The organism is Mycobacterium sp. NGS16, from assembly GCF_059813225.1.
On the sequence record NZ_JCALEE010000002.1, the window covers coordinates 789,429 to 814,363 of the forward strand.

Consider the following 24,935-nt stretch of genomic DNA (forward strand, 5'->3'; position numbering starts at 1 on the left):
GGGCCTAGGCCGGGTTGCCGGGCTGGTCGACTGCCAGCCGGTAACCACGCTTCACCACGGTGGCGACAATGTTCTTGTCGCCCAAGGCGGATCGCAGGCGCAGCACCGCGGTTTCCACCGCATGAGTGTTACTCCCGTTGCCCGGCAGTGCCTCCAGCAGGTCATCGCGTGACACGACTCGGCCGGGATGCTCTGCCAGCACCCGCAGGGTTGCCATCGCGGCGGGTGAGACCGACTTGGCCACCCCGTCGACAACCACGCAACTGCTGCGGATCTCGATCCGGTGGCCGGCGGCGTACACGGTGTGGGTGCGCAACTGGGGCAGCTGGTCCACGATATGGCGAGCCAACGCCCCCAGCCGCATTCGCCGTGGCGAGGAGGTGGGCACTCCCAGTAGTGTCAGCGGCCGGGCGGTCACCGGGCCAACGCACATCGCGTGCACGTCCGACCGCAATGCCGCGAGCAGCGCGTCGGAGAGGCCGAGTTCGGTGGCGCGGGTCAGCGTCGCCAATACGGCGGCGGCCGAGGTGAAGCTGACCGCATCGAATTGTCCTTGAGCGATCTCGGTGGTCAGCTGGTCGAACTCGCCGCCCGGGCGGGCCGCGCGCCACCGGTAGACCCGGATGGGCAGCACATCGGCACCCGCACAACGGAGTTGGTCGAGCAGCTCAGGAACCGGGTCCCAGCCGCTGGTGGTGCCGTGCAACTGGACCGCTATCCGGCAGCCGGTGACACCGGATTGCACCAGATAGTCGAGCACCGCGGCCGACGATTCGGATTCCGGCGACCACTCCTCGGGCAGCCCGGCTGCGCGCAATGCGCCGACCGCTTTCGGCCCGCGGGCCACGATGCGAGCGGCTCGCAACGCCGCGATCAGCTCGTCGGCGAGCCCCCACCCCTCGGCGGCCGCGATCCAGCCGCGGAAGCCGATGGCCGTCGTCGCAATCAGGATGTCGGGCGGGTAGGCGATCAATTCCTCAGTGCAGCGCTGCAGTTGGATGTCGTCGGTCAAGTCGATCATCGCGATCGCCGGTGCGGCACAGACGGTGGCGCCATGACGTCGCAGCAGGGTGCAGAGTTCGTCAGCGCGGCGCGCCGACGTCACCGCAACCCGATAGCCGCTCAGCGGTGCGTGGTCTGGCCGGCTCATGAGCATCCCCGTTGCGGTGGTGGCTGCCTTATGCCGGAGCCAAGGCGGCCTGGGCCGGTTGTGCGGTCAGCAGCGGGCTGCGCACATACCTCAGCCAGGTTACCCCTGCAGCGCCGACGTAGCCCGCCAAGAAGATCCAGAATGCCGCCGTCGCCGAGCCGCTGGACAGATATGACTGGCGCAGCGCCAGATTGATCCCCACCCCGCCGAAAGCGCCGATGGCACCGGCGAAACCGATCAGCGCCCCCGACATGGCCCGTGACCACTGCCGGCGGTCGCTCTCGCTGAGGCCGAGGTTGTGGCTACGGGCCTCGAACACCGACGGGATCATCTTGTACACCGAACCGTTGCCGATCCCCGAGACGATGAACAATGCGACGAAGCCGATGGCATAGCCCACCATGGTGGCGCTGGTCGTGGGGCCGCTGCGATGATCGTCGAAGACGCTGACAGCGACGAGCAGCCCCGCGGCTGCGAACATCCCGCCAAAAGCGGCCAGGGTGACCCGGCCACCGCCGATGCGGTCGGCGATCCGGCCGCCGGCGATACGCGCCACCGACCCCAATAGTGGCCCTAGAAAGGCGATTTCAGCAGCGTGCAACGAGGCCTGTGCGGGGCTTTGACCACTGCCCACGAAACTGATCTGAAGCACCTGCCCGAACGCGAACGAGTACCCGATGAACGACCCGAATGTACCGATGTAAAGCAGCGCGATGATCCAGGTGTCGACCGCGGGAAGAATCGAGCGCATCGCGCTCAGGTCGACCTTGTGATTGTCGAGGTTGTCCATGAACAGCGCTGCGCCGATCCCGGTGACTGCGAGGAGCACCAGGTAGATCGCGCACACCCAGTACGGCTGGCGATTGCCCGCGGTTGCCAGCACCGCCAACCCGACCAGCTGAATCAGTGGCACCCCGAGATTGCCTCCGCCGGCGTTGACCGCCAGCGCCCAGCCCTTGAGCCGGTTCGGGTAGAAAGCGTTGACGTTGGTCATCGACGCGGCGAAATTGCCCCCACCGAGACCGGTCAGCGCCGCGCACACCAGATATGGCCACAGCGGTAAACCCGGGTGGGCCAACAGACCCATTATCGCCACCGTTGGGATCAACAGGACCAGCGCAGAGAAGATCGTCCAGTTCCGGCCGCCAAAGGTCGCGGTCGCCATCGAGTACGGGATGCGCAGCCCGCCGCCGGCCAGGGTAGCGGTGGCCGCGAGGAGGAATTTGTCACCGCTGCTGAAGCCATACACCGATTCGGGCATGAACAGCACCATCACCGACCAGATTGACCAGATCGAAAAGCCGATGTGTTCGGCGATGGTCGACCAGATCAGGTTGCGCCGGGCGATCTTGTTGTTACCGGCCGCCCAGGCCACGGTGTCTTCGGGATCCCAATCGGTGATGAGGTGTGAACGAGGCATGTGGAAACCGTAGAAATCTTTCGTTACCGGAAGACTGCACCCGGTGTCCCTCCCGTGAACTTCTCCTCACGGTCCAGCGGGTTGGGTGTGAGGCGCGACGCTGCTACTGATGGTCGCCAAAAAGCCCTGACCGCAACGGCAGCCGCGTCAGTGCGGTGATGAACCGGTCGGCGACGATCCGGGCGAGGCCAGGGTGAGTGCCCAGTGGTGCGGTCACCAGATCCGCACCGGCGTCATGCAGACGGCGCTGAAACAGCCCGTCGGCCATCAGATAAGAGGCGATCACCACCCGGTTCGCGCCCCGGCTGCGCAGGGCGGCCACCGCGTCGGGTACCGAGGGCCTGCCGGTGGCGGCGAACGCCAGCTCTACCGGGGTGCCGAGAAACCCGGACAGCATCTGCGCGGCCAGGTCCAGGTCGGCGCGCGCCATCGGGTCCGATGAACCGGCGGCCGCGAGGATCACCGAGTCGCCGGTGCGCCAGCCCGATTCGGCCAGTCGCGCGGCGACCACGGCAGCTACGCGCCGGTCCGGTCCCAGGGCCGGCGTCATCGTGACATCCGGGTGCCCGCTGGCCAGGACGTGCGTGGGTACGTCGACGCCGACGTGGTAACCGCGGGCCAGAAAGGCCGGCACGATGACTGCCGGGCGCCCGCTTCCGGCTTCGGCGGCAAGAACCTCTGCGGGGTTGGGGCCCAGCACGTCGACGAACGCCACCCGCACCGGCTGCCGCAGCAGCGCGCCGACCCGCTCGGCGAGTTCACCGACCATGACAACGCCCTCGGGCCGGCGGGTGCCGTGCGCCACCATGATGGGGATCATGCGGCCCCCGACTGGTCGTCGACCGCGAGCCGGTACCCCCGCTTGACCACGGTGGCGACGATCTGACTGTCGCCCAATGCCGTTCGTAGCCGGAGCACCGCAGTGTCCACCGAGTGTGCGCTGTTGTCCCGTCCCGGCAGTGCTCGCAGCAACGTGTCCCGTGGTACGACGCTGCCCGGACGGTGCGCCAACACGCGCAGCGTGGCCAGAGCGGCAGGTGGAACCGGCTTGACCAATCCGTCCACGAAGACCCGACCATCCTCAATCGTGATGAGGTGACCGGCCGCCTGAACGGTGCTCATATATAAGGTTTAGCGGCAGCCGATTTCGTTGGTGTTACCGACCGATTTCCAATCGGTTGCCCGGCAGCGATTCCGGTCACACCGGCACCGATTCGGTGTCCCGCGGCGACCGCGGGCTGGCACCCGCCGGCATCCGCGGTGGCCGGCGCACGTACATCACCCACGTCAATGCCGCTGCGGCGCAATACGTCATGAGGAAGATCCAGAAGGCGGGCGTCTCGGTGCCGGTGCTGGCATACGCCTGCCGCAAGGTCAGGTTGATGGCGACGCCACCGAGCGCGCCGACGGCGGTGGCGAACCCGATCAACGCGCCGGAATGCGAACGCGCCCAGTGCCGGCGCTCAGCCTCGCTGCAGTCAAGCGACCGGCTCCGGGCCTCGAAGATCGACGGGATCATCTTCAACACCGAACCGTTGCCCATGCCCGCCAGGATGAATAGCGCGATGAATCCGGTGATGTAGAGCACCACGCTGGTGGAGGTCACCGTACCGGGGGTGCGGTCGTCGATGGTGCTGGTCAGGGCCAGTACCGCGGCTCCCAGAATCATTCCGACGAAGACGACGAAGGTGACCCGCCCGCCTCCGCGCCGGTCGGCCACCCGCCCCCCGTAGATGCGCGACAAGGCGCCCAGCAGTGGGCCGAGGAAGGCGATTCGTGCGGCGTACAGCGAAGCCTCGGCCGGGCTGTGCCCGGTTTCCTCAAATGTGACGTGCAGCACCTGGGCGAAGGCGAACGCGAAGCCGATGAACGAACCGAACGCGGCGCAGTACAGCAGTGAGATGACCCAGCTATCGGAGATCGACAGGATCGATCGGATGCTGCCCACCTCTTTCGCGCCGTGGTCGAGGTTGTCCATCCGCAGCGCCGCGCCGATACCGACCAGGGCGAGCAGCACCAGGTAGACGCCGCAGACCAGCTCCGGCTTGGTGTTGCCGACGGTGGCCAGCACCAGCAAGCCGACCAGCTGGATGGCCGCCACCCCGAGGTTGCCGATACCGCCGCACAGCCCGAGCGCCACGCCCTTGAGGCGTTGCGGGTAGAACGCGTCGACGTTGGCCAGCGAGGCCGCGTAGTTGCCGCCACCCAGCCCGGTCAAGGCAGCACACACCAGGTACATCCATAGCGGCTGACCGGGGTTGACCAGCAACAACAGTGTCCCGACGGTGGGGATCAGCAAAATCAGTGACGAGGACACCGCCCAGTCGCGGCCACCGAATTTGGCGGTGGCCGCCACGTACGGGATCCGCGCACACGCACCGACCAGGGTGGCGACCGCCGCGAGCAGCAGCTTGTCACCCGGTTTGATGCCGTAAACCGACTCGGGCATGAAGAGCACCACGACCGACCACAGCGACCAGATGGAGAAGGCGACGTGCATGGTTGCCGTCGACCAGATGAGGTTGCGTCGCGCGACGGCCTTATTGCCGTTCTCCCAGGCCGCGCAGTCCTCTGGGTCGAATTCACTGAGATGAGTGGGCGTCATGGAAGTCTCCTCGTGCTCTCCAGCCACCGTCGCGCCGTGCTGCCTCGTCACGGGTGGGCCGCCGTGTGAACATACCGGCCTGAACTGGCAAGTTGCGGTGTAGAACCTGTAAATGCCTTGGAGGGCAGCTCTACTGGTACACGGTGCCCGGGCAGCAGCGGTTCACGATGTGGCCCACATCACCTATTGCGTGTGCGCGCAGCCGATTTCACCTGCTCAGTCAGCCGACCGGTAGCCAGCCGTTGACCGCCTGAGTGATCTGCAGGTACAGCGGAATGCCGATCGTCACGTTGTAGGAGAACGTCAGACCCAGCGATGCGGCGAGCGGTACCGTCGGACTGGCCTCGGGGATCGCGATGCGTTGCACCGCGGGAACAGCGATATACGACGCCGCGCCGCAGAGCACGGCGAACAGTACGTAGCTGCCCGTCTCGAAGTGAGTGCCGGTGAGTTGGGCGTAGGTGTGGATGATGAAAATTCCGGTGACGGCAAAGAGATTCGGGGCCAGTAAGCCGAAGGCGATCAATCCACGGCCCGCGGTCCGCAGGTCCTTGAGTTTGCGGGACGCCGTCATGCCCATCTCGAGCAGGAACAGGCACAGCATGCCCTGGAACGCCGTGACAAAGACGTGGTCGCCGTCTTCGATCACCGAGGCGCCCTGCAGGCGGCCGATGAAGCCGATGATGATGCCACCGAAGAGCAGATACAGCCCCGGGTTGAGCAGAACTTCACGCAGCAGCGGTGCGCTGACCGGAGCTGTCGCCGTGGCCACCACCGGGCCTGCGCCGACCGGTTCGGGATGTTCACGCTTCTCCAGCGCGATCTCCAGCTCCTCTTCGACCTCCAGCTCATGGCGGGTCTTGGGGCGCTGAGTGCTCAATTGGGCGGCGGTGACCAATTCGGGGCGGGCCTTGGGGTTGTACCCGGGCTCGTCGGGCATGTTGCCCAGCGGATCCATCCCGCGCTCCCGTAACCGCGCCACCAGCACCAGCGCCACCATGCACCCTGGGATCTCCATGACGGCCAGCATCACCGGCATGTAGGCATCGAACGCGATGTCCAACGCCGCCAGCACACCCAGGCAGGTGGCGAACGTGCCGGCCGAATCCGACCCGTAATAGCCGGCCACGGTGGCGCGGTCGACTCGTCGCATCTTCGTCATCCGGGTCAGCAACCCATAGGCGACGAATCCGATGATCAGGTTGGTGATGAACCCCAGCACGATGAAGCCGAGAACCTGGGCGAGGCTCGAGGCGTCGATGGTGGCGAGCTCCTCGCCGCCGCGCCAGCCGATGGCCAGCAGCAGGTACAACGTCAAGCCCTGATACAGCACGTAGGGGAACTCGAACTGGACCTTCAGCAGGGGGATCAGGAAACCCATGTAGAAGAAGAGCAGTAGTGGTTTGAAGAGGTTGTGGGTGAAGTTGTGCCAGAACTCAAACAGCATGGGGTCTCCCGTGTCGGTGTCCAGCGGGACAGACTACGTCGCGTGCCTGCCCGCCGGCTCCCGTGAAGGGTACGCATTTGCTGTGAGGGCCGCGACCGAGAGAAACTCCCGGGACTACCAGACGTCGCCGTCGCGCCAGTCGCAGGCCAGCTCGGCGGTGGTATCCAAGTTCAGGTCGACCGGCATCACGAACACCGTGCCGTCTTCGTCCGGGGTGCGAACCAGCCCGGTCGGTGACAACACCGCCGTCGGCCCGCGCCACGGTAGCCAGCCTCGCGCGGTGTAGAGCCGGCGGCTGATATCGGCCGAACTGAGCGCCCCGAGCTCGAAGGCGCCCCGGATCACCTGTTCGCAGGCGTCGAGCACCGCGGTGGCCAGCCCTCGTCCGCGGTGGTCCTCGGCGACGGCGACGGCTTCGACGTAGCCGCAGCGCAGGGACCGGCCGCGGTAGAGCAGGTGGCGGCGGATCACCGAACCATGGGCGATCAGGGCACCGCGGTGCCAGATCAGGGCGTGCATCCCGCCGAGCGCATGCTGCCAATCGGCCTCGGAGAACGCGTCCCCGTAGGCCTCGATGACCAGTTGGTGGGCGCCGCGACGGGTCTCGTCGTCCAGATCGGAGGTGTGGATCAGGCGGGCGGTGTGGACCTGGGCAGGCACCCGCAGACCTACCAGGTCGAGTGATCGGACGGGTGCTGACGCGGCCGCGACCAGTGCATCCGTACGGTCTGTCCGGGCCTGACCTGGCCCAGCGTGTCGAGATCGTCCTCGACGACCACGCCGACGACGGGATAGGCCCCGGTGACCGGGTGATCCGGGCCGAGGATGATCGGAAACCCGTTCGGCGGAACCTGGATGGCACCGCGGTCGGCGCCTTCGGCGGGCAGCAGCCGGTTCGGCCACCGGTATTCCAGCGGCATGCCGACCAGTCGCATCCCGACCCGGTCACTGTGGTTGGTGACCAGCCAGTTGGTGCGGACCATGATGTCGGGGTCGATGAACCAATCGTCGCGCGGTCCGGGCGTGACCCGCAGCTCGACGACGTCGTCGGGGATCGTGGCCACCGGCGCCTGGTCGATCTCGGGATAGTCGCCGGTCCGTTCGCCGATCTGCAGCACGTCGCCGTCGCGTAACGGCGCCGGGCCGATCGCGGCCATCACGTCGTAGCTGCGTGACCCCAGCACGGGTGTGACCTCGATACCCCCGCGCACCGCCAGATAGGTTCGCAGGCCTGACCGAGGCGTGCCCAGCGAGATCACCTGTCCATCGTGGACGCGCTGAATGCTGTTGGTGCCGAACGATACTCCGTTGACTTCTGGGTCGGTCTCGGCGCCGGTGACCGCGATGTCGACGTCGCCGCCGCAGACCCGCGCGGAGAATCCGCCGAACGCCACCTCGATGGTGGCCCGGTCGTCGGGATTGGCCACCAAACGGTTGGCCAGCTGATGCGACCGGCGGTCGGCGGCCCCGGACCGGGTGACGCCCAGATGCCCCAACCCGGCCCGACCAAGGTCCTCGACCAGGGCCAGCGGACCGGTGTGCAGTACCTCCAACGTGGTCATGTCAGCCTCCGTTACGCGGCCCGGAATTGCACGGTCAGGCCCGGGGTGAGCAGCGCCGGGTCGGGCCGTTCCAGATCCCACAACACGGCGTCGGTCCGGCCGATCAACTGCCAGCCGCCCGGCCACTGGCGCGGGTAAATACCGCTGAATTGCCCGGCGAGCGCCACCGAACCGGCCGGAACGGCATCCCGCAGTTCGGCCCGGCGCGGCACCTGCAGTCGCGGGTCGCCGCCGATCAGGTAGGCGAAACCGGGTGTGGAGCCACCGAATCCGACTCGCCAGGGTGTTGCGGTGTGCGCGTTGATCACCTGGGCGACGGTCAGGCCGGTGCGTTCGGCCACCTCGGCGAGGTCAGGGCCGTCGTAGACCACGTCGATCACCACGTCGACGGCAGCGTCGCGTGCCGTGGTCTCGATCTCGGCCGGTTCGACGGTCAGCTTGGCCAGCCGGCGCCGGACGCTGGGCTGGAAGTCGGGGGCGGCCAGCTTCACCAGCACGGTATGCGACGCCGGCACGATGTCGAGCACCCCCGGCAGTGCCGCCGCGGCCAGGGCCGAGGTCCATGCCAGCACCTCGGCGGTCCGGTCGAACTGCAACAGCAGCGCGCAGTCGCCGTAGTCGAGGATCGTGTCGGTTGCCCGGAAATCCAATGTCGCGCTCATGTCCCCGACCGTAGTCGCGCAAAGTGATCCAGGCCACAGTTCTGCGGGCTATGCCAGAGGGGCCTTACCAAACGTGCAGAGTTGGGCGGGGGTGGCAGCGGTCTTCGGCCGTCGCCGCTCAGCCGGTGATCTTGGCCAGCAGCGGCGGCAGTTGCTGGGCCACCACCGGGTAGCTCAGCGGGGAGGCGAAGGCGATCGCCCCGGCCTGCTCCGTGGTGGTGAAGACGCTGCGCGACTCACGCGCGGCGATGTCCGGATCGGCCAGCAGCGCCCGGCGTTCGTCGTCGCTCTCAGTGGTCCAGATCAGCACGTCGGCGCCGCCGAGCGTGGAACCGAGCCGGTCGTGCTCGATGAGCGCCGGCGAATCGGCGACGGTGAACCCCAGCTGGGACAGGAACTCGGTACGCCACCCGGTGGTGACAGCCACGCCACCGTTCTCCAGGCGGCCGGCCAGCAGCAGGACCTTCTTGCCCTTGAAGCCGGGGTGCGCGGCGGCGGCCTCGGCGAACTTCGCATCGACGCCGTCGATCAGCGACCGCATCTGGGCGCCCTGATGTACCGCGGTGCCGATGGCGGTGGCCTGGGCCTTCCACGGCTCGAAGAATGCGTCGCCGCCTGACTGCGGCACGGTCGGCGCGATCTGCGAGAGCTGCTGATAGGTGTCGGCGTCCACGCCGGCGTTGGTCGCGACGATCAGATCCGGCTTGAGGTCGGCGATCTGCTGGACGTCAATCCCGTTGTCCAAGTTCAACACCACGGGTTTGGCATCACCGAGGCGCTGCTGCGCCCACGGCCAGACCGCGAACGGCTGGTCGCCGAACCAGGCGGTGACCGCGATCGGGACCACGCCGAGCGCCAGCAGGTCATCCTGGCCGGTGTAGCCCGCACACAGCACCCGCTTGGGTGGTTCGGGCACGGTGGTTTCGCCGAAGAGGTGCGAGATGGTGACGGGCCCCGGTGCGCCGGCATCGTCGTCGTGCGGGGTCGAGGAACAAGCGGCCAGCCACGCGGCGGCGCCGGCCGTACCGCAGAGGCCGAAGAAGCCGCGCCGGCTCCATTGGTCGCGCATCGCGTGAGATTAACGCCGTTCAGGCAGGTTTGCCATATCCGCCGCCGCCCGGAGTCTCGATCACCAGGGTGTCGCCGGGCGCCACGTCGGTTGCATCGCAGCCGGCCAGTTCGGTCACGGAGCCGTCGGCGCGCTCCACCCGGTTGTGCCCGATGGCCCCCGGCGACCCGCCGGCCATGCCGTACGGGGCGACGGCCCGATGCCCGGACAGCACACTGACGGTCATCGGCTCGCGGAACTCGATGCGCCGCACGCCGCCGTCGCCGCCGCGCCAGCGGCCCGCCCCGCCGCTGCCGCGCCGGATCGCATACTCGCGCAACAGCACCGGGAACCGCATCTCGAGCACTTCGGGGTCGGTGAGCCGGGAGTTGGTCATATGGGTCTGCACGACGCAAGCGCCGTCGAACCCGTTACCGGCGCCGGACCCGGAACCGAGCGTCTCGTAATACTGGTGGCCGGCATTGCCGAACGTGACGTTGTTCATCGTTCCGGATCCCTCCGCCTGCACCCGCAGGGCGGCCAGCAGCGCCCCGGTGATCGCTTGGGAGGTTTCGACGTTGCCGGCCACCACTGCGGCCGGATATCGCGGGGCCAGCATCGTTGCCGCCGGGATCTTGATGTGCAGCGGTCGCAGGCACCCGTCGTTGATCGGGATGTCATCGAGCACGAGTGTGCGGAACACATAGAGCACCGCGGCGGTGGCCACCGACGACGGCGCGTTGAAGTTCGTCGCCAGTTGTGCCGACGTTCCGGCGAAGTCGATGGTGGCGCTGCGGGTGGCCTTGTCGACGGTCACCCGCACCGCGATCGTCGCCCCGGAATCCATCTCGTAGCGGTACTGGCCGTCGTCGAGGCAGTCGATGACCCGGCGCACCGCCTCCTCGGCATTGTCCTGGACGTGGCGCATGTAGGCCTGCACCACATCGAGTCCGAAATGGGCGATCATGGCGCGGATCTCATCGATGCCCTTCTGATTGGCGGCGATCTGGGCGCGCAGGTCGGCGAGGTTGGTGTCGGGGCTCCGGGAGGCGAAGCGTGCTCCGGTGAGCAGCGCTCGGGCCTGCTCTTCGCGGAACTGCCCGTCCTCGACCAGCAGAAAGTTGTCGAACAGGACTCCTTCCTCGTCGAGCGTCCGGCTGTCGGCCGGCATGGAACCCGGTGTAGTTCCGCCGATTTCGGCGTGGTGGCCGCGTGAGGCGACAAAGAACAGCACCCGCTGGCCGGCGTCGTCGAAAACCGGGGTGACGACGGTGATGTCCGGCAGGTGGGTCCCGCCGTGGTAGGGGTCGTTGATCGCGTAGACCTGACCGGGCCGCATCTGCCCGGTTCGCCGGGCGATCACCTCCTTGACGGTTGCGCCCATCGATCCCAGATGCACCGGGATGTGCGGAGCGTTGGCGACCAGGTTGCCGTCCGCATCGAACAGCGCGCAGGAGAAGTCCAGCCGCTCACGGATGTTCACCGATTGAGCAGTGGCCTCCAGCCGGGTGCCCATCTGTTCGGCGATCGCCATGAACAGATTGTTGAAGATCTCCAGCAGCACCGGATCGGCGGCGATGCCGGCAGCGGCCGGTGCGGCCGTGGTCAGCCGTTGCAGCACCAGTTGACCGTCGTCGGATAGCTGGGCCTGCCAGCCGTCGTCGACGACGGTAGTGGCGTTGTCCTCGGCGATGATGGCCGGACCGGTCAGGACCTCGGCCGGGGTGATCGCCTCGCGCCGGTGCAGCGGTGCGTCTCGCCAGCGGCCGCCGGTATAGAGCCGGACGACTTCCGGTGGCGCACAGTCGCTGTCGACGCCCGCTCGGGTGGTCAGCTCGGGTTGTTCGGTCAGGCCGGTGGCCTCCACCTCGACTGCCGCGGCGATAAGCGGGCGATCCATCAGGAAGGAGTACATGCCGCGGTGGGCGCTTTCGAACGCTGCCGTCATCTGCGCGACGGCGCCGAGTTCGACCGGGATCGAGGTGTCGGTGCCCTGGTAGCGCAGATGTGCCCGGCGGATCACCTGTATCCGGTTCGCCGGAACGTCCTGGTCGGCCAGTTCGGCGCGCGCCTGCCGTTCCAACTCGTCGGCGACGTCGTCCAGGACGGCGCCGTCCAGCGGGGTCTCTATCGCGCGCTCCCGGATCACGGTGGTGTCGGCCAACCCGATGCCCAGGGCGGACAACACACCGGCCATCGGCGGCACCAGCACGGTACGGATGCCGAGTTCGTCGGCCACCGCGCAGGCGTGTTGTCCACCGGCGCCGCCGAAGGTGGTGAGCGCATACCGGGTGATGTCGTGGCCCTTGGCCACCGAGATCTTCTTCACCGCGTTGGCCATGTTCGCCACCGCGATCCGCAGGAATCCTTCGGCGACTTGTTCGGGGCTGCGGCCATCGCCGCCGATCTCATCGGCCAGCGCGGCGAAGCCCCGCCGTACCGCCACGGTATCCAGCGGCTGGTCGCCGGCCGGCCCGAACACCGCCGGAAAATGCCCCGGCTGGATGCGTCCGAGCATCACGTTGGCGTCGGTGACGGTCAGCGGTCCGCCGCGCCGGTAGCAGGCCGGTCCCGGATCGGCGCCCGCCGAATCCGGTCCGACCCGGTACCGGCTGCCGTCGAAGTGCAGGATCGATCCGCCGCCGGCGGCGACGGTGTGGATGTGCAGCATCGGGGCCCGCAGCCGCACCCCGGCCACCTCGGTGGTCAACACCCGCTCGTATCCTTCGGCGGCGGTGTAATGCGAGACGTCGGTAGAGGTTCCGCCCATGTCGAATCCGATCACCGAGTCGAAACCGGCCAGCGCCGACATCCGCACCATGCCGACGATTCCGCCGGCCGGGCCGGACAGGATCGCATCCTTGCCGCGGAAGTGGTGGGCGGCGGCCAGGCCGCCGTTGGACTGCATGAACATCAGCCGCACCCCGCGCAGCTGGTCGGCCACCTGCGCGACGTAGCGGCGCAGCACCGGCGACAGGTAGGCGTCGACGACCGCGGTATCGCCGCGCGGAATCAGCTTCGGCAGCGGGCTGACATCGCTCGACAGCGAGATCTGGGTGAAGCCCAATTGCTCGGCGAGCGCGCCGATCGCACGTTCGTGCGCCGGGTTGCGGTAGCTGTGCAGGCATACCACGGCGAGCGCACGAATGCCGTCGGCATGAGCCGCGCGCAGGGCCGCGGCCAGGGTGTCCAGGTCCGGTGCGCGCAGGACGCTGCCGTCCGCGCAGATGCGTTCGTCGACTTCGACGGTGCGCTCATAGAGCTGCTCGGGCAGCACGATGTGCCGATCGAAGATGCGGGGCCGGTTCTGGTAGGCGATGGCAAGGGCGTTGCCGAAGCCGCGGGTGATGACCAGCAGGGTGCGTTCCCCGGCGCGCTCCAGCAAGGCATTGGTGGCCACCGTCGTGCCCATCCGCACCGCGTCGATGATTCCGGCCGGGATGGGCGTGTCGTCGGGAATCTGCAGCAGGGCACGGATTCCGGCCACTGCGGCGTCGCGGTAGTGGGCCGGGTTCTCCGAGAGAAGCTTGTGGGTGACCAGTTGCCCATCGGGCCGTCGGGCCACGATGTCGGTGAACGTGCCGCCCCGGTCGATCCAGAACTGCCACGTCGTCGACACGGTCTCTATTGTGCCCAACCACCGGGTGGCGGGGGCGCGGACGCCGACCTGGGCCGGCCGAGCAGGGCTATGGCGAACTCGGCATAGGCGCGGGCGGTGTGCTCCGGGGTAGCGGGTCCCTCGGCGTTGAACCACTGCGGCAGCGATGTGCACATGGTCGCGATGGCGCGGCCGGCTATCCGGCGGTCTTCGACGGTGCTACCGGCGATGCCCTCGATGTCGCCGTCGCGTGATGCGCGGTCGATGGCAGCGTCGAGTATGTGCTGCAACCGGTTTCGTGAGTCGGCAATGCGCTGCCGGTTCGCCGCGGTCAGGCTGCGCATCTCGCTGGCGCCGATGAAGGCCAGCTTCTGGCGATGCGTGTGGAACAGTGCCAGCGCCTCGACGATGCGGCGCAGTTCCTCGATGCCGGTTGACGCGCCGGTGCGGGCGGCTTCGACGCGCCAGTGCAGCTCGGTCATCGTCAGGTCCAGGATCGCGACCAGCAGTGCCTGCTTGTCCGGGTAGTGGTGGTAGATACCCGGAACGCTCATGCCCGCCCGTGCCGCCAGGTCTCGCATCGTGCTGCCGTGATAGCCGGTGTCGACGAACGCATCGATGGCCGCGCGCAGCACGCTGTCCAGCGTCAGCGGCGGGAATGTTCGCCAGTCGCCGGGCGAGAACCCGGCAGTATCAACGCCTCTGGCGGTGTCCGGTGGTGGGACGGTGCCCACCAGGAGCTGGGCCGGGGTCACCCCCAGCGCCTGGGCGCACGCCTGCAGGCGTGTCACCGAGATTCCGGTCTTGCCGTTCTCGAGCGCGCTCACCGTTGCCGCGCTCACCCCCAGGCGTTGCGCCAGCTCCCGCACGGTCAGACCCCGAGCACGCCGGGCTGCCCGGATCGCACCGCCGCACTCGACTGCCCCTGCCACCCCACCTCCACGTTCAGGAATTCTGAACTATTGTTGCCAGAAACCGGGCTTCCGGGGCAAGTTTTGACTGGAAAGGCGCCGTATGTCACAGTCCGTACTGTTTGGGCCGAGTGATCGGTCGGTCAGTTGACGGTGGTGACGGAGTGACATGGCAATCGAGCTGAACTACTCGCCGGATGTGACGACACTGGTCGAACGCACCCGGGCGTTCATCGACGACGTCGTGCTCCCGGTCGAGGACCGCTTCGGCGGGGATATCACGGCCGCGGGCGGCGACACGACGATCAGGGAACTGCAGGCCGCGGCGCGGGACGCGGGCGTCTTCGCGCCGCACGCTCCCGTCGAGTACGGCGGTCTGGGATTGAACATGTCCGACCGGGCGCCGGTGTTCGAGGCCGCCGGGTATTCACTGTTCGGTCCGGCCGCGGTGAACATCGCCGCGCCCGACGAGGGCAACGTCCACCTGCTGGCCGAGGTGGCCAGCCCCGAGCAGAAGGCGCAATACCTCGCCCCGCTGGCGGCCGGTGACGTGCGATCTGCGTTCGCGATGACCGAGCCGGGACCGGGTGCGGGCTCGGACCCGTCCGCGCTGACGACCAAGGCCGAACGCCGTTCGGGCGACTGGTACATCACCGGCCGCAAGTGGTACATCACCGGTGCCGACGGCGCCGGATTCTTCATCGTCATGGCCCGCACCTCCGGGGAAGCCGGCCAGCGCGGCGGCGCCACCATGTTCCTGGTCCCCGCCGACACCCCGGGCTTGACCGTCGGCCGACACATTCCGACCCTCGACCGGTCCATGGTGGGCGGGCACTGTGAAGTGCTCTTCGACGATGTTCGGGTTCCCGATGAAGCCGTGCTCGGCGAGGTGGATCGCGGCTTCGAATACGCCCAGGTACGCCTCGGGCCTGCACGCATGACCCACGTCATGCGCTGGCTCGGCGCCGCACGTCGCGGTCACGACACCGCACTGTCGCACGTCGTGGAGCGCCAGGCCTTCGGATCGGCGCTCGGCGACCTGGGCATGATCCAGAACATGGTGGCCGACAACGAAATCGACATCGCGGCCACTCGAGCGCTGCTGGTGCGCGCATGTTGGGAGCTGGACCAGGGCGGCAACGCCGGCGATGCTACGTCGATCGCCAAGACTTTCGCCGCCGAGGCGATCTTCCGGATCGTCGACCGCAGCGTGCAGATGTGCGGTGCGCTCGGCGTCACCGAGGACCTGCCCCCTGCGCGGCTTTCCCGCGAGGTACGGCCGTTCCGGGTTTACGACGGCCCCTCCGAGGTGCACCGCTGGGCCATCGCCAAGCGGCGGGTCGGGGCGGCCCGGCGGGCACGTAAGGACGCCGCGCAGTGACGAGCCAAGCGCTGGATCCGGTCGCCCTGCGTAAGTACCTCGCCGCCAACGATGTTCCGGTTCACGGTGAACTCACCGTCGAACTGATCGCCGGGGGCCGGTCTAACCTCACCTTCAAAGTCAGCGACGAGTCGTCGGCGTGGGTCGTTCGTCGCCCACCGCTCGGCGGCCTGACCCCGTCGGCCCATGACGTGGGCCGTGAATTCGCGGTCACCGAAAAGCTCTACGGCACCGGCGTTCCGATCGCCCGGCCCATCGCGTTCGACGCCGACGGCACGGTCTGCGGAGCACCCTTGACGGTCACGGAGTTCGTGACCGGACGGGTCTATCGCCACAAGGACGATCTGGACACCCTGTCTGACGCGGACCTGGTGGCCAATGCCGCGGCGCTGGTGCGGGTGCTCGTGGATCTACATGCCGTGGACTACCGTGCCGTCGGGCTCGAATCCTTCGGCAGGCCCGACGGATTCCTGGAACGCCAGGTGCGGCTGTGGGCCCGGCAATGGGACCTGGTCAAGACGCCCCGGAACGATGTCGCGCTGAGCGACGACGTCACGAAGCTGACCGCGGCCCTCACCGACGCCCTCCCGCAGACATCCCAGCCGTCGGTGGTCCACGGCGACTTTCGCATCGACAACACCATCTGCGATCCCGAGCAGGCGGAGGTGATCAGGGCAGTCGTGGACTGGGAGCTGTCCACCCTCGGCGACCCCCTCACCGATATCGCGCTGATGTGTGTCTACCGGTCATCGGCATTCGACCTGGTATTCGGCCACCCCGCCGCCTGGACCAGTTCACGCCTGCCGTCGGCCGACGTCCTCGCCGAGGAATACGCCCGGCGGTCCGGCCGCGATCTGGCCGATTGGAACTTCTACCTGGCGCTGGCGAACTTCAAGATCGGCGTGATCGCCGAAGGAATCGCCCACCGAGCCCGACACGGCGCGAAAGATGTGCAGAACGCCGCTGCCGCGGCACAGGCCGCGCCGGAATTCCTCGCCGCAGCACGAAAAGCGTTGAAGTGACCCCAAAAGTCCGAGAAAGGTGAGTCGGGTGAGCGTACTGGACAAGTTCCGCATGGACGGCAAGGTCGCCGTGGTGACCGGGGCGTCGTCGGGTCTCGGCGTGTATTTCGCCAAGGCATTTGCCGAGGCCGGCGCGGACGTCGTGCTGGCAGCGCGGCGAGTGGACAAGCTCGCGCAGGCGGCCGAACTGGTAGCCGCCACCGGACGCGCGGCCCTGCCGGTGGCGACCGATATCGCTGACCCGGATGCCGCGACCGCCATGGTGGAGGCAGCGATCGAGCGGTTCGGGCGGGTCGATGTGTTGATCAACAACGCCGGCATCGGAACGGCGCGCCCCGCCACCCGGGAGACCCCGGAGCAGTTCCGGGAGGTGATCGACATCAACCTCAATGGGGCCTACTGGGCTGCCCAGGCATGCGGGCGGGTGATGCAGCCCGGCTCGTCGATCGTCAACATCTCCAGCGTTCTGGGATTGACCACCGCGGGGCTGCCGCAAGCGGCGTACGCCGCGAGCAAGGCCGGACTCATCGGCCTGACCCGCGATCTCGCCCAGCAGTGGGGGAGCCGGAAAGGCATCCGGGTCAACGCGATCGCACCGGGCTTCTTCGAATCCGAGATGACCGAGCAGTACCGTCCGGGCTACCTGGACAGCGTCGCGCACCGAATTGTGCTGGGCCGGATGGGCGACCCCGAAGACCTCGCCGCGTCGGTACTGTGGCTTGCCTCGGATGCCGGTGGCTACGTCACGGGACAGACCATCGCGGTCGACGGGGGCTTCACGATCAACTGAGGCTGGGCCGCGACGGTCAGTCCGGATAGCCGCCCGCCCGCAGGTCGTCGAGCAAGCTGGGATGGCTCGGCTGCCAGTCGAACCGTGCACGGGTGAGCGCACTGGAGGAGGGCTGGTCGAGAGCGAAGATCGCGCCGAGCACGCCGTAGGACTCCGCCGCGACGGGTTGGACCGGGAGCTGAAGCTGGTCGCCGATCACTTCGGCGATCGCACGCATCGGATCGCCCTGGTCGGCCACCGCATGCAAGACCGAACCGGCGGGGGCGTCTTCCAGGGCGATCCGGAAAAGCCGTGCCGCGTCGAGGCGATGCACCGCTGGCCAGCGCTGGGTGCCATCGCCGACATAGCCCGAAATGCCGGTACGGCGTGCGGCCGCGATCAGCATGCTGGCAAAGCCGAACCGCCCGCCGGCCTCGTGCACCGACCGCGGCAGTCGCACGAGCGCCGAGCGCACACCGTGTTCGGCCAGCTTCAGGACGGCTTGGGCGGTGCGACCGCGTCCGCCCATCGGGCCCTCCGTGACTGGCGGGTCGTCCTCGGTGCTGGCCCGGCCCGGCACCGCGGGGGTGCCCGCCGCTAGCACCAGGGGCTTGCCGGTGCCGACCAGAGCATCACCCAGGGCCGCGACGGCGCCGGCCTCGGCCTCGATGCTGGCCTCGAGGTTGGTGAAGTCGTTGGAGAAAGCCAGATGAATGACGCCGTCGGCGGCGTCGGCGGCCTTCCGCAGGATCTCGAGGTCGGCCAGGCCGCCAAAGACCGCCTCGGCGCCCAGGCGCCTGAGGAGGGCGGCGGACGCGTCGGATCTGGCGAGTCCGACAGGCTGGTGGCCTGCGGCGACGAGTTCGGTGACGACGGCCGAGCCGATTCCTCCGCTGGCTCCGGTGACGAAAACCCGCATGGGCAGCTCCGATCGGTGATGGGATAGGTGTCCCATCACCCTACAGCGTGATGGGACCAAAGTCGCATCACTACTATGAGGGTCATGGCCCGCTGGCAACCGGACGCCCGCGAACGGTTGGTCGCCGCGGCACTGGACCTCTTCAACGAGCAGGGGTTTGACGACACCACCGTCGCGCAGATCTCTGAACGCGCCGGGCTGACCAAGAGCACATTCTTCCGGCATTTCCCCGATAAGCGCGACGTGCTGGTGGCCGGCCAGGAAGCGATCGGCCGGCTCCTCGCCGAGGGCATCGCGGCTGCGCCCGCGGACGCCGCGCCGCTGAGCGCCGTCTGCTCCGGGCTGCGGTCTGCCGGCTCGGCGTTCACACCGCAGAAGCGCGAGCGCGCTCCCAAGCTCAAGGCTGCTATCGCTACCAGCGCGGAACTTCAGGAACGTAATGCGCTCAAGCAGATCGGGCTGGCCGCCGCCATGGCCGAGGCCCTTCGGGAGCGCGGGGTCTCCGAGCAGACTGCGGTCGTGGCCGCCGAACTCGGAGCGCTGGCGCTCAAGACGGCGTACGCGCAGTGGGCCGAGCCGGGCGAAACGCGGGACCTCGGGGACCTCGCGTGCGAAGCGCTGCATGAGTTGCGCGCGGCGATAACAGCTCTCGGGTAGCTTGCGGTAGATGGGCCCTGATCCGCTCCGGCTGTCCGAGCTGGGTTCCGGTGCCGAGGCGGTCCTGCAGATCGTTGCGCATTTCGATGCACTGGTCGAGGCGGGCGCCGACGCCGACGTGGTGCTCCAGGCGGCCGAGTCAATCGCGGAATGCCCGGTGGGTGCGCGGTGGAAATCGGCAACCCAGCCCGAGGTCTGGCTGGAGCGTGCCGGCAGCACAGCGCACCCGCTCGAGGCGGTCCTGCTCGATCGGGTGCGGCACGCGCTGCGCCTGGCGGCGTCTAGGTCGGGATCGACCGTCCGGCTGGGTGATCCCGCACTGTTGGAATTGGTGTTGTCCGACAACGAATTACCCGCCGAGAGGGCACGCGCCATCCGACTGCTGGGCCTCGACGAGACCCGGGAGGTCCGCGTGCTGGCGGTGTCGGCCGGATCGCCGGCCGAGGCGCTACGCGTGGTGATGCGCGAACTGGGTGACCAACCGGTGCGCTCGGTCGCGATCGGTGCCGACACCGCGTTGCTGTGCTACAGCTCCGAGGATGCCCGGACCTTGTCGGATCGCCTGGATGCGGCGATCATTGCGGCTTTCCCGCCGCCGCTGCCCGCGCAGGTCGGGCGCGGACCATGGGTCGGGATCGGCGCCAAGACCACGGTGTTCGGGGCGCCGGCGTCATGGCGACAGGCGCAACGGGGCCTGCGCTTCGCGTCGTCCACCCACTACGGGCGGCGGGCGGTCGCCTACGAACGTCTGAGCGTCCTGGAGCTGCTGGCCGACTTGCCGTCCGAGCAGGTCCTGCGGCACCACGATGTGGCACGGATCAACGCGATCGCCTCGAAACCGTCCGGTGCGCACGACGTCGACACCACCGAGGCGTTCTGCGTGCTCGGCTCGCTGCGCCGCACCGCCGCCCAGCTGCACCTGCACCACAGCACGGTGGCAGCGCGCATCGCTCGCGTCGAGTCGGCGATGGGCTGGGATCTGGCCGACCCCATCGATCGGTTTACGGCCACCCTGGTGCTCATCGTGCGGCGCATCGCGCTCTCGTCGGCCGAGCTCGCCACCACGGAACCGACAGGCGTCGGGCAATATCGGTCATTCACCAGACGTATGGCGGATGACCGGGGTCGGTGGATGCAGTGATGATGATCACCACCTAACAGAAGGAGTTGTGAACCGTGGCCGTCATCGACCCCAGCCGGACCTGGGCCCCCCTGGAGAAGCGGTTGGCCGAAACCACCAACGCGCGCCACCGGGCCGCCCTGGAAGTGGTGATCGAACACATGAAGGGCGAGGCTGCGCCAGACCTCGACCAGGTGATGGGCACGCTGAGCGCCGAGCCGGACTACCACTTCTGGATGGGCGGTCAGGATGTCGGTCCGAAGACCACCGACGGCGTGCGCACTTACTACACGAACTTCATGGCGACCCGCACCAACGTGCTGGAGTTCGCCATCGACCGGCTGGTCGTCGACGACGACTGCGTGGTGACCGAGGGCGACATGAAGCAGCTGTACCCGGGCGCCCTGGCCACCGCCATTCTCGGGGTGGAGGTCGAGGATCCCGACGCCGACTACCTGGTGGTGTACCGGCAGGTGCTGCTGTGGCCGCTCGACGCCGACGGGAAGATCGTCGGTGAGGACTCCTACTTCGCCGGCGTGCGCAGCGTGACCCCGGTGGCCCGGGAGGATCTTCCCCAGCAATACATCGACCTCGTTCACGCGCCCGCGGCGAATGCCTAACGACATCGCGGGCATGCTGCTCGACAGACTCGGCGACCCCCACCTGGGGCTGCGCACCCGGGAGCGCGACTGGACCTGGGACGACGTGGTGCGCGAATCGGCTGCGCGCGCCGCACTGGCAGCGGCGCTGCGCCGGGACGGGCCGTTTCACATCGGCATCCTGCTGGACAACCTGCCAGATTTCGTCTTCTGGCTCGGCGCCGGCGCCTTGGCCGGCGGGGTCATCGTGGGCGTCAACCCCACCCGCGGCGACGCCGACATGGCGGCGGAGATCCGCCACGCGGACTGTCAGTTGATCGTCACCGACACCGCCGGATCCGAGCGGCTGCGCGGCCTGGACCACGGCCTGGACTGCGAGCGCATCCTCGTCGTCGACGAGCCCGGCTACGCCGCGTTGGTCGAGCAACACCGGGGGGAGCCGTCCGCCGCACCAGGGGTGGGGCCGGAGTCGCTGATGTTGCTGTTGTTCACCTCGGGCACGACCGGCGCTTCCAAGGCGGTCAAATGCAGCCAGGGCCGACTGGCCCGGATCGCCGAGATGGCCACCACCAAATTCGGCCACGTGCGCACCGATGTCGACTACTGCTGCATGCCGCTGTTCCACGGCAACGCCATCATGGCGCTGTGGGCGCCGGCGCTGGCCAACGGGGCCACGGTCTGCCTGACGCCGAAGTTCTCGGCGTCGCGGTTCCTGCCCGACGTGCGCTACTTCGGTGCGACGTTCTTCACCTATGTCGGCAAGGCACTGGGTTATCTGCTGGCCACCGAGGAGCGTCCCGACGACGCCGACAACACCCTGGTCCGTGGCTTCGGCACCGAGGCATCACCGCAGGATCAGGCGGAGTTCCTGCGCCGGTTCGGCGCCGTGCTGCATGAGGGCTACGGCTCCAGCGAGGGCGGCAACGCCGCGATGCCCGACCCGGCGGCACCGCCCGGAGCGTTGGGCCGTCCGGCGCACGCGGGCATCGCCGTCGTCGATCCGCAGACCCGCGCCGAGTGCGCCCGGGCCGTCCTGGACGAGCACGGCCGGGTGGCCAACGCCGACGACGCGGTCGGCGAGATCGTCGACAAGACCGGAGCCCGTGACTTCGAGGGCTACTACAAGAACGACGACGCGGACGCCGAAAAGATTCGCGACGGCTGGTACTGGACCGGCGATCTGGGCTACCGCGATGAGGCCGGTTTCTTGTACTTCGCCGGCCGGCGCGGCGACTGGATCCGAGTCGACGGGGAGAACACCTCGGCGCTGACCATCGAACGCGTGCTGCGACGGCATCCCCTGGTGATCAGCGCCGGCGTGTACGCGGTCCCCGACCCGCGATCCGGTGACCAGGTCATGGGAGCGGTCGAGGTCGCCGACCCCGGCAGCTTCGACGTGGCGGAGTTCGCCGCCTACCTGGCTGACCAGCCCGACCTGGGCAGCAAAGGCACCCCGCGGTTCCTGCGGATCTCGGCCGGCCTGCCCGTGACGGGGTCGAACAAAGTGCTCAAACGCGAACTGCAGCAACAATGTTGGCACACCGACGACCCGGTATACCGCTGGGTCGGCCGGGGTGCGCCGGTCTACGCCCGGATGACCGACGACGACAAGCGGTCCCTGGACACCGAATTCGTGTCCTATGGGCGGCAAAGTTATCTGCGAGGCGAGGGGTGAAGCGATGACTGACTGTGCGATCCGCGAGCTGGACTACGGTACGCCGAGGACCCGCTATGCCCGGGGATGGCACTGCCTGGGGTTAGCCGAGACCTTCCGGGACGGTGAACCGCACGGCATCAACGCTTTTGGTACCCGGCTGGTGGTGTTCGCCGACACCGGCGGTGACATTCATGCGCTCGACGCCTACTGCCGGCATATGGGCGCCGACTTGTCCCGGGGCACCGTCAAAGGTGACACCCTGGCGTGTCCATTCCACGACTGGCGTTGGCAGGGCTCGACCGGCCGATGTGTCGAGGTGCCCTACGCCAAGCGACCGCCGCGGATGGCGCGCACCAGGCGCTGGCCCACCTGCGAGGTCAACGGCCAGCTGCTGGTCTGGCACGACCCGGAGGGCTCGACACCCCCGCCGGAGCTGACCCCACCGCAGATCGAGGGGATGGACGCCGGACTCTGGTCGCCGTGGCAGTGGGACTCGGTGCTGATCGAGGGCGCCAACTGCCGCGAGATCATCGACAACGTCGTCGACATGGCGCACTTCTTCTATATCCACCACTCCTATCCGACCTACTTCAAGAACGTGATTGACGGCCCCTGCGCCAGTCAGTTCATGGAGAGCAAGGTCCGGCCGGACTCGCCGGGCGCCGACAAGCTGTGGGTGGGCACCTACCTGCGCTCCGAGGCGACGTACTTCGGGCCGGCGTACATGATCAATTGGCTGCACAACGACCTCGCCCCGGACTTCACCGCCGAGATCGTGCTGATCAACAGTCATTATCCGGTCACGCAGGACTCGTTCGTGCTGCAGTGGGGCGTCGCGGTGCAGCAGATGCCGAACCTGCCGCCGGAGCGGGCCACCAAACTCGCCGCGGCGATGGGCCGCTCCTTCGGTACCGGCTTCCTCGAAGACGTCGAGATCTGGAAGCACAAGGCGCCCGTGGAGAACCCGCTGCTCACCGACGACGACGGCCCGGTGTATCAGCTGCGCCGCTGGTACCAGCAGTTCTACGTCGATACCGCCGACGTCACCGCCGACATGACCGACCGGTTCGAGGTGGAGGTCGACACCACCCACGCGTTCAGTCACTGGGAGAAAGAGGTCGCCGCGAATCTGGCGGCCCGCTAACGTTGCCGCCCCTCCCAGGGGCTGTAGTCGGCGATCAACTCCTCCTGCGGCGGGCGTTGCCCGGCCGGGACGTGCTGCAGGTTGATCCGGATCCGGTACCAGATCGAACTCGGTCCGCGCATGCCGTCGACCAGTACGTCCTCCGGCGCCAACCGTTTGGCCGCCGCGGCGTGCTTTTCTCGCCATATGTCCAAGGCGGCCAGCGCCTCGTCTTTGGTTTTGGTGCGGGCGATCTCGATCAACGGCAGCGGTGAGGTGCGGCGCCCGCCAGCGTTCTTGCGGGTCCCCTTGGGCGCTTTCTCCGCTGGACCCTGCTTGTCGGCCAGCTCCAGCAGCGGCCCCAACTCCCCGACGGCGTCGTCCATACCCGCCCAGGGATCGCCGATCTGCGTGAACCGGTGCGGCACTGTGGCGATGGTGAAGGCCGCCGGATCGGCGTCGGCAACCTCGTCCCAAAACAGCGGTGTGGACACCCGGGCATCGGCGGTGGCGCGCACCGAGTAGGCCGAGGCGACCGTGCGGTCCTTGGCGTTCTGGTTGAAGTCGACGAACACGCCGTGCCGCTCCTCTTTCCACCATCGGCTGGTGGCCAACTGCGGTGCCCGCCGCTCGATCTCCCGGGCCACCGCCTGTGCGGCCAGCCGCACCTGCGGAAACTCCCAGCGGGGTGCGATCCGGGCGTAGATGTGCATGCCCCGGGACCCGGAGGTCTTCGGCCAGGCGGTCAAGCCGTGATCGGCCAGCACCTCGCGGGCCAACAGGGCCACTTCGACGATCTGGGGCCAGTCGACGCCGGGCATCGGATCGAGATCGACCCGCAGCTCGTCGGGGTGGTCCAGGTCGCCGGCGAGCACCGGGTGCGGGTTGAGATCCACGCAACCCAGGTTGACCACCCAGGCCAGCCCGGCCGCATCGTCGATGACGACCTCCTGCGCTGACCGGCCCGAGGCGTAGCGCAGTTCGGCGACCGACACCCAATCGGGACGCTTGGCCGGTGCCCGCTTCTGAAAGATGGCTTCGGCGTCGATGCCGTCGACGAAGCGTTTGAGGATCATCGGCCGCCCGGCCACTCCGCGCAGCGCGCCGTCGGCCACCGCCAGGTAGTAGTGGATCAGGTCCAGTTTGGTGCGCGCGGCGGTGCCGTCACGGCCGGGGAACACCACCTTGTCCGGGTGGGTAACCGCCACCCGGTGTCCCGCCGCCTCCAGCGACAACCCGCCGGCCATGGAAGCCATGCTAACGATCAGGCCGAATCCGCTGCCCG

Annotated in this window: 21 protein-coding genes and 1 pseudogene; 8 read left to right on the forward strand and 14 right to left on the reverse strand. The window is 68.2% G+C overall.

The window, feature by feature from the left end; all coding sequences use genetic code 11:
* Positions 1-4 precede the first annotated feature (4 nt).
* The 12 genes and pseudogenes from AC5Y4Q_RS09440 to AC5Y4Q_RS09495 form a co-directional block, all read right to left on the reverse strand.
* Positions 5-1,150, reverse strand: coding sequence for a uroporphyrinogen-III synthase (locus AC5Y4Q_RS09440; protein ID WP_064920464.1), 1,146 nt, complete (start codon positions 1,148-1,150; stop codon positions 5-7).
* A 28-nt stretch (positions 1,151-1,178) separates the two neighbouring features.
* On the reverse strand, positions 1,179-2,570 hold the full coding sequence (locus AC5Y4Q_RS09445) for a nitrate/nitrite transporter (protein ID WP_064920452.1): 1,392 nt from the start codon (positions 2,568-2,570) through the stop codon (positions 1,179-1,181).
* A 103-nt stretch (positions 2,571-2,673) separates the two neighbouring features.
* Positions 2,674-3,390: a sirohydrochlorin chelatase gene (locus tag AC5Y4Q_RS09450; RefSeq protein ID WP_064920451.1), complete on the reverse strand. Its 717-nt coding sequence runs from the start codon at positions 3,388-3,390 to the stop codon at positions 2,674-2,676.
* A pseudogene (locus AC5Y4Q_RS09455) lies at positions 3,387-3,686 on the reverse strand (winged helix-turn-helix domain-containing protein); the annotation flags it as partial. The gene AC5Y4Q_RS09450 and the pseudogene AC5Y4Q_RS09455, both read right to left, overlap by 4 nt.
* A gap of 82 nt (positions 3,687-3,768) precedes the next feature.
* Entirely contained in the window at positions 3,769-5,175 is a 1,407-nt protein-coding gene (locus tag AC5Y4Q_RS09460) for an MFS transporter (protein ID WP_064920449.1), read from the reverse strand.
* 220 nt (positions 5,176-5,395) lie between these two features.
* Entirely contained in the window at positions 5,396-6,622 is a 1,227-nt protein-coding gene (locus AC5Y4Q_RS09465; RefSeq protein ID WP_064920448.1) for a sodium-dependent bicarbonate transport family permease, read from the reverse strand.
* Between the two features lie 114 nt (positions 6,623-6,736).
* Positions 6,737-7,282, reverse strand: a complete 546-nt coding sequence (locus AC5Y4Q_RS09470) for a GNAT family N-acetyltransferase (RefSeq protein WP_064920447.1) — start codon at positions 7,280-7,282, stop codon at positions 6,737-6,739.
* 8 nt (positions 7,283-7,290) lie between these two features.
* On the reverse strand, positions 7,291-8,184 hold the full coding sequence (locus tag AC5Y4Q_RS09475) for a 5-oxoprolinase/urea amidolyase family protein (protein ID WP_064920446.1): 894 nt from the start codon (positions 8,182-8,184) through the stop codon (positions 7,291-7,293).
* A gap of 11 nt (positions 8,185-8,195) precedes the next feature.
* Positions 8,196-8,846, reverse strand: a complete 651-nt coding sequence (locus AC5Y4Q_RS09480) for a 5-oxoprolinase subunit B family protein (protein ID WP_064920445.1) — start codon at positions 8,844-8,846, stop codon at positions 8,196-8,198.
* 118 nt (positions 8,847-8,964) lie between these two features.
* Positions 8,965-9,915: an ABC transporter substrate-binding protein gene (locus AC5Y4Q_RS09485; RefSeq protein WP_064920444.1), complete on the reverse strand. Its 951-nt coding sequence runs from the start codon at positions 9,913-9,915 to the stop codon at positions 8,965-8,967.
* A 19-nt stretch (positions 9,916-9,934) separates the two neighbouring features.
* Positions 9,935-13,513, reverse strand: a complete 3,579-nt coding sequence (locus tag AC5Y4Q_RS09490; protein WP_109535578.1) for a hydantoinase B/oxoprolinase family protein — start codon at positions 13,511-13,513, stop codon at positions 9,935-9,937.
* A gap of 5 nt (positions 13,514-13,518) precedes the next feature.
* Positions 13,519-14,424, reverse strand: coding sequence for a TetR-type transcription factor C-terminal domain-containing protein (locus AC5Y4Q_RS09495; RefSeq protein ID WP_082952483.1), 906 nt, complete (start codon positions 14,422-14,424; stop codon positions 13,519-13,521).
* A gap of 148 nt (positions 14,425-14,572) precedes the next feature.
* On the opposite strand from AC5Y4Q_RS09495, the gene AC5Y4Q_RS09500 reads away from it, so the two are divergent.
* Genes AC5Y4Q_RS09500 through AC5Y4Q_RS09510 form a run of 3 tightly spaced genes read left to right on the forward strand, consistent with a single transcriptional unit; the run spans position 14,573 to position 17,596 of the window.
* Complete coding sequence (locus AC5Y4Q_RS09500) at positions 14,573-15,784, forward strand: acyl-CoA dehydrogenase family protein (RefSeq protein WP_064920443.1); 1,212 nt, start codon at positions 14,573-14,575, stop codon at positions 15,782-15,784.
* Positions 15,781-16,806, forward strand: a complete 1,026-nt coding sequence (locus tag AC5Y4Q_RS09505; RefSeq protein ID WP_065018821.1) for a phosphotransferase family protein — start codon at positions 15,781-15,783, stop codon at positions 16,804-16,806. Before AC5Y4Q_RS09500 ends, AC5Y4Q_RS09505 begins: the two co-directional genes overlap by 4 nt.
* A 28-nt stretch (positions 16,807-16,834) precedes the next feature.
* Entirely contained in the window at positions 16,835-17,596 is a 762-nt protein-coding gene (locus AC5Y4Q_RS09510) for an SDR family NAD(P)-dependent oxidoreductase (protein WP_064923227.1), read from the forward strand.
* A 16-nt stretch (positions 17,597-17,612) separates the two neighbouring features.
* On the opposite strand, the gene AC5Y4Q_RS09515 is transcribed toward AC5Y4Q_RS09510, so the two are convergent.
* The gene (locus tag AC5Y4Q_RS09515; RefSeq protein WP_064923225.1) at positions 17,613-18,494 is read right to left on the reverse strand and encodes an SDR family oxidoreductase; all 882 of its coding nucleotides are present in this window, start codon (positions 18,492-18,494) and stop codon (positions 17,613-17,615) included.
* 84 nt (positions 18,495-18,578) lie between these two features.
* On the opposite strand from AC5Y4Q_RS09515, the gene AC5Y4Q_RS09520 reads away from it, so the two are divergent.
* The 5 genes from AC5Y4Q_RS09520 to AC5Y4Q_RS09540 are packed head-to-tail and all read left to right on the forward strand — an operon-like array spanning position 18,579 to position 23,671.
* Positions 18,579-19,151 (forward strand): TetR/AcrR family transcriptional regulator, encoded by a 573-nt coding sequence (locus AC5Y4Q_RS09520; protein WP_064923224.1) that lies wholly within the window; start codon positions 18,579-18,581, stop codon positions 19,149-19,151.
* Between the two features lie 10 nt (positions 19,152-19,161).
* Entirely contained in the window at positions 19,162-20,292 is a 1,131-nt protein-coding gene (locus AC5Y4Q_RS09525) for a PucR family transcriptional regulator (RefSeq protein WP_064923222.1), read from the forward strand.
* A 35-nt stretch (positions 20,293-20,327) separates the two neighbouring features.
* Complete coding sequence (locus AC5Y4Q_RS09530) at positions 20,328-20,891, forward strand: nuclear transport factor 2 family protein (protein WP_064923220.1); 564 nt, start codon at positions 20,328-20,330, stop codon at positions 20,889-20,891.
* A complete protein-coding gene (gene casI, locus AC5Y4Q_RS09535; RefSeq protein WP_065018820.1) occupies positions 20,884-22,545 on the forward strand; it encodes a steroid-22-oyl-CoA synthetase in 1,662 nt (553 codons plus the stop codon). Before AC5Y4Q_RS09530 ends, casI begins: the two co-directional genes overlap by 8 nt.
* 4 nt (positions 22,546-22,549) lie before the next feature.
* The gene (locus AC5Y4Q_RS09540) at positions 22,550-23,671 is read left to right on the forward strand and encodes a 3-ketosteroid-9-alpha-monooxygenase, oxygenase component (protein ID WP_064923216.1); all 1,122 of its coding nucleotides are present in this window, start codon (positions 22,550-22,552) and stop codon (positions 23,669-23,671) included.
* Here the strand turns inward: AC5Y4Q_RS09540 and ligD are convergent.
* The gene (ligD, locus tag AC5Y4Q_RS09545; protein ID WP_064923214.1) at positions 23,668-24,906 is read right to left on the reverse strand and encodes a non-homologous end-joining DNA ligase; all 1,239 of its coding nucleotides are present in this window, start codon (positions 24,904-24,906) and stop codon (positions 23,668-23,670) included. The genes AC5Y4Q_RS09540 and ligD overlap by 4 nt on opposite strands.
* Positions 24,907-24,935 lie beyond the last annotated feature (29 nt).

Bases quoted from the DNA above. Each gene is read 5' to 3' on its own strand.
- AC5Y4Q_RS09520 (WP_064923224.1), top strand. From the start codon at position 18,579: ATGGCCCGCTGGCAACCGGACGCCCGCGAACGGTTGGTCGCCGCGGCA.
- AC5Y4Q_RS09445 (WP_064920452.1), bottom strand. From the start codon at position 2,570: ATGCCTCGTTCACACCTCATCACCGATTGGGATCCCGAAGACACCGTG.
- AC5Y4Q_RS09540 (WP_064923216.1), top strand. From the start codon at position 22,550: ATGACTGACTGTGCGATCCGCGAGCTGGACTACGGTACGCCGAGGACC.
- AC5Y4Q_RS09515 (WP_064923225.1), bottom strand. From the start codon at position 18,494: ATGCGGGTTTTCGTCACCGGAGCCAGCGGAGGAATCGGCTCGGCCGTC.
- AC5Y4Q_RS09475 (WP_064920446.1), bottom strand. From the start codon at position 8,184: ATGACCACGTTGGAGGTACTGCACACCGGTCCGCTGGCCCTGGTCGAG.
- AC5Y4Q_RS09480 (WP_064920445.1), bottom strand. From the start codon at position 8,846: ATGAGCGCGACATTGGATTTCCGGGCAACCGACACGATCCTCGACTAC.
- ligD (WP_064923214.1), bottom strand. From the start codon at position 24,906: ATGGCTTCCATGGCCGGCGGGTTGTCGCTGGAGGCGGCGGGACACCGG.
- AC5Y4Q_RS09450 (WP_064920451.1), bottom strand. From the start codon at position 3,390: ATGATCCCCATCATGGTGGCGCACGGCACCCGCCGGCCCGAGGGCGTT.
- AC5Y4Q_RS09440 (WP_064920464.1), bottom strand. From the start codon at position 1,150: ATGAGCCGGCCAGACCACGCACCGCTGAGCGGCTATCGGGTTGCGGTG.
- AC5Y4Q_RS09485 (WP_064920444.1), bottom strand. From the start codon at position 9,915: ATGCGCGACCAATGGAGCCGGCGCGGCTTCTTCGGCCTCTGCGGTACG.
- AC5Y4Q_RS09500 (WP_064920443.1), top strand. From the start codon at position 14,573: ATGGCAATCGAGCTGAACTACTCGCCGGATGTGACGACACTGGTCGAA.
- casI (WP_065018820.1), top strand. From the start codon at position 20,884: ATGCCTAACGACATCGCGGGCATGCTGCTCGACAGACTCGGCGACCCC.
- AC5Y4Q_RS09525 (WP_064923222.1), top strand. From the start codon at position 19,162: ATGGGCCCTGATCCGCTCCGGCTGTCCGAGCTGGGTTCCGGTGCCGAG.
- AC5Y4Q_RS09465 (WP_064920448.1), bottom strand. From the start codon at position 6,622: ATGCTGTTTGAGTTCTGGCACAACTTCACCCACAACCTCTTCAAACCA.
- AC5Y4Q_RS09460 (WP_064920449.1), bottom strand. From the start codon at position 5,175: ATGACGCCCACTCATCTCAGTGAATTCGACCCAGAGGACTGCGCGGCC.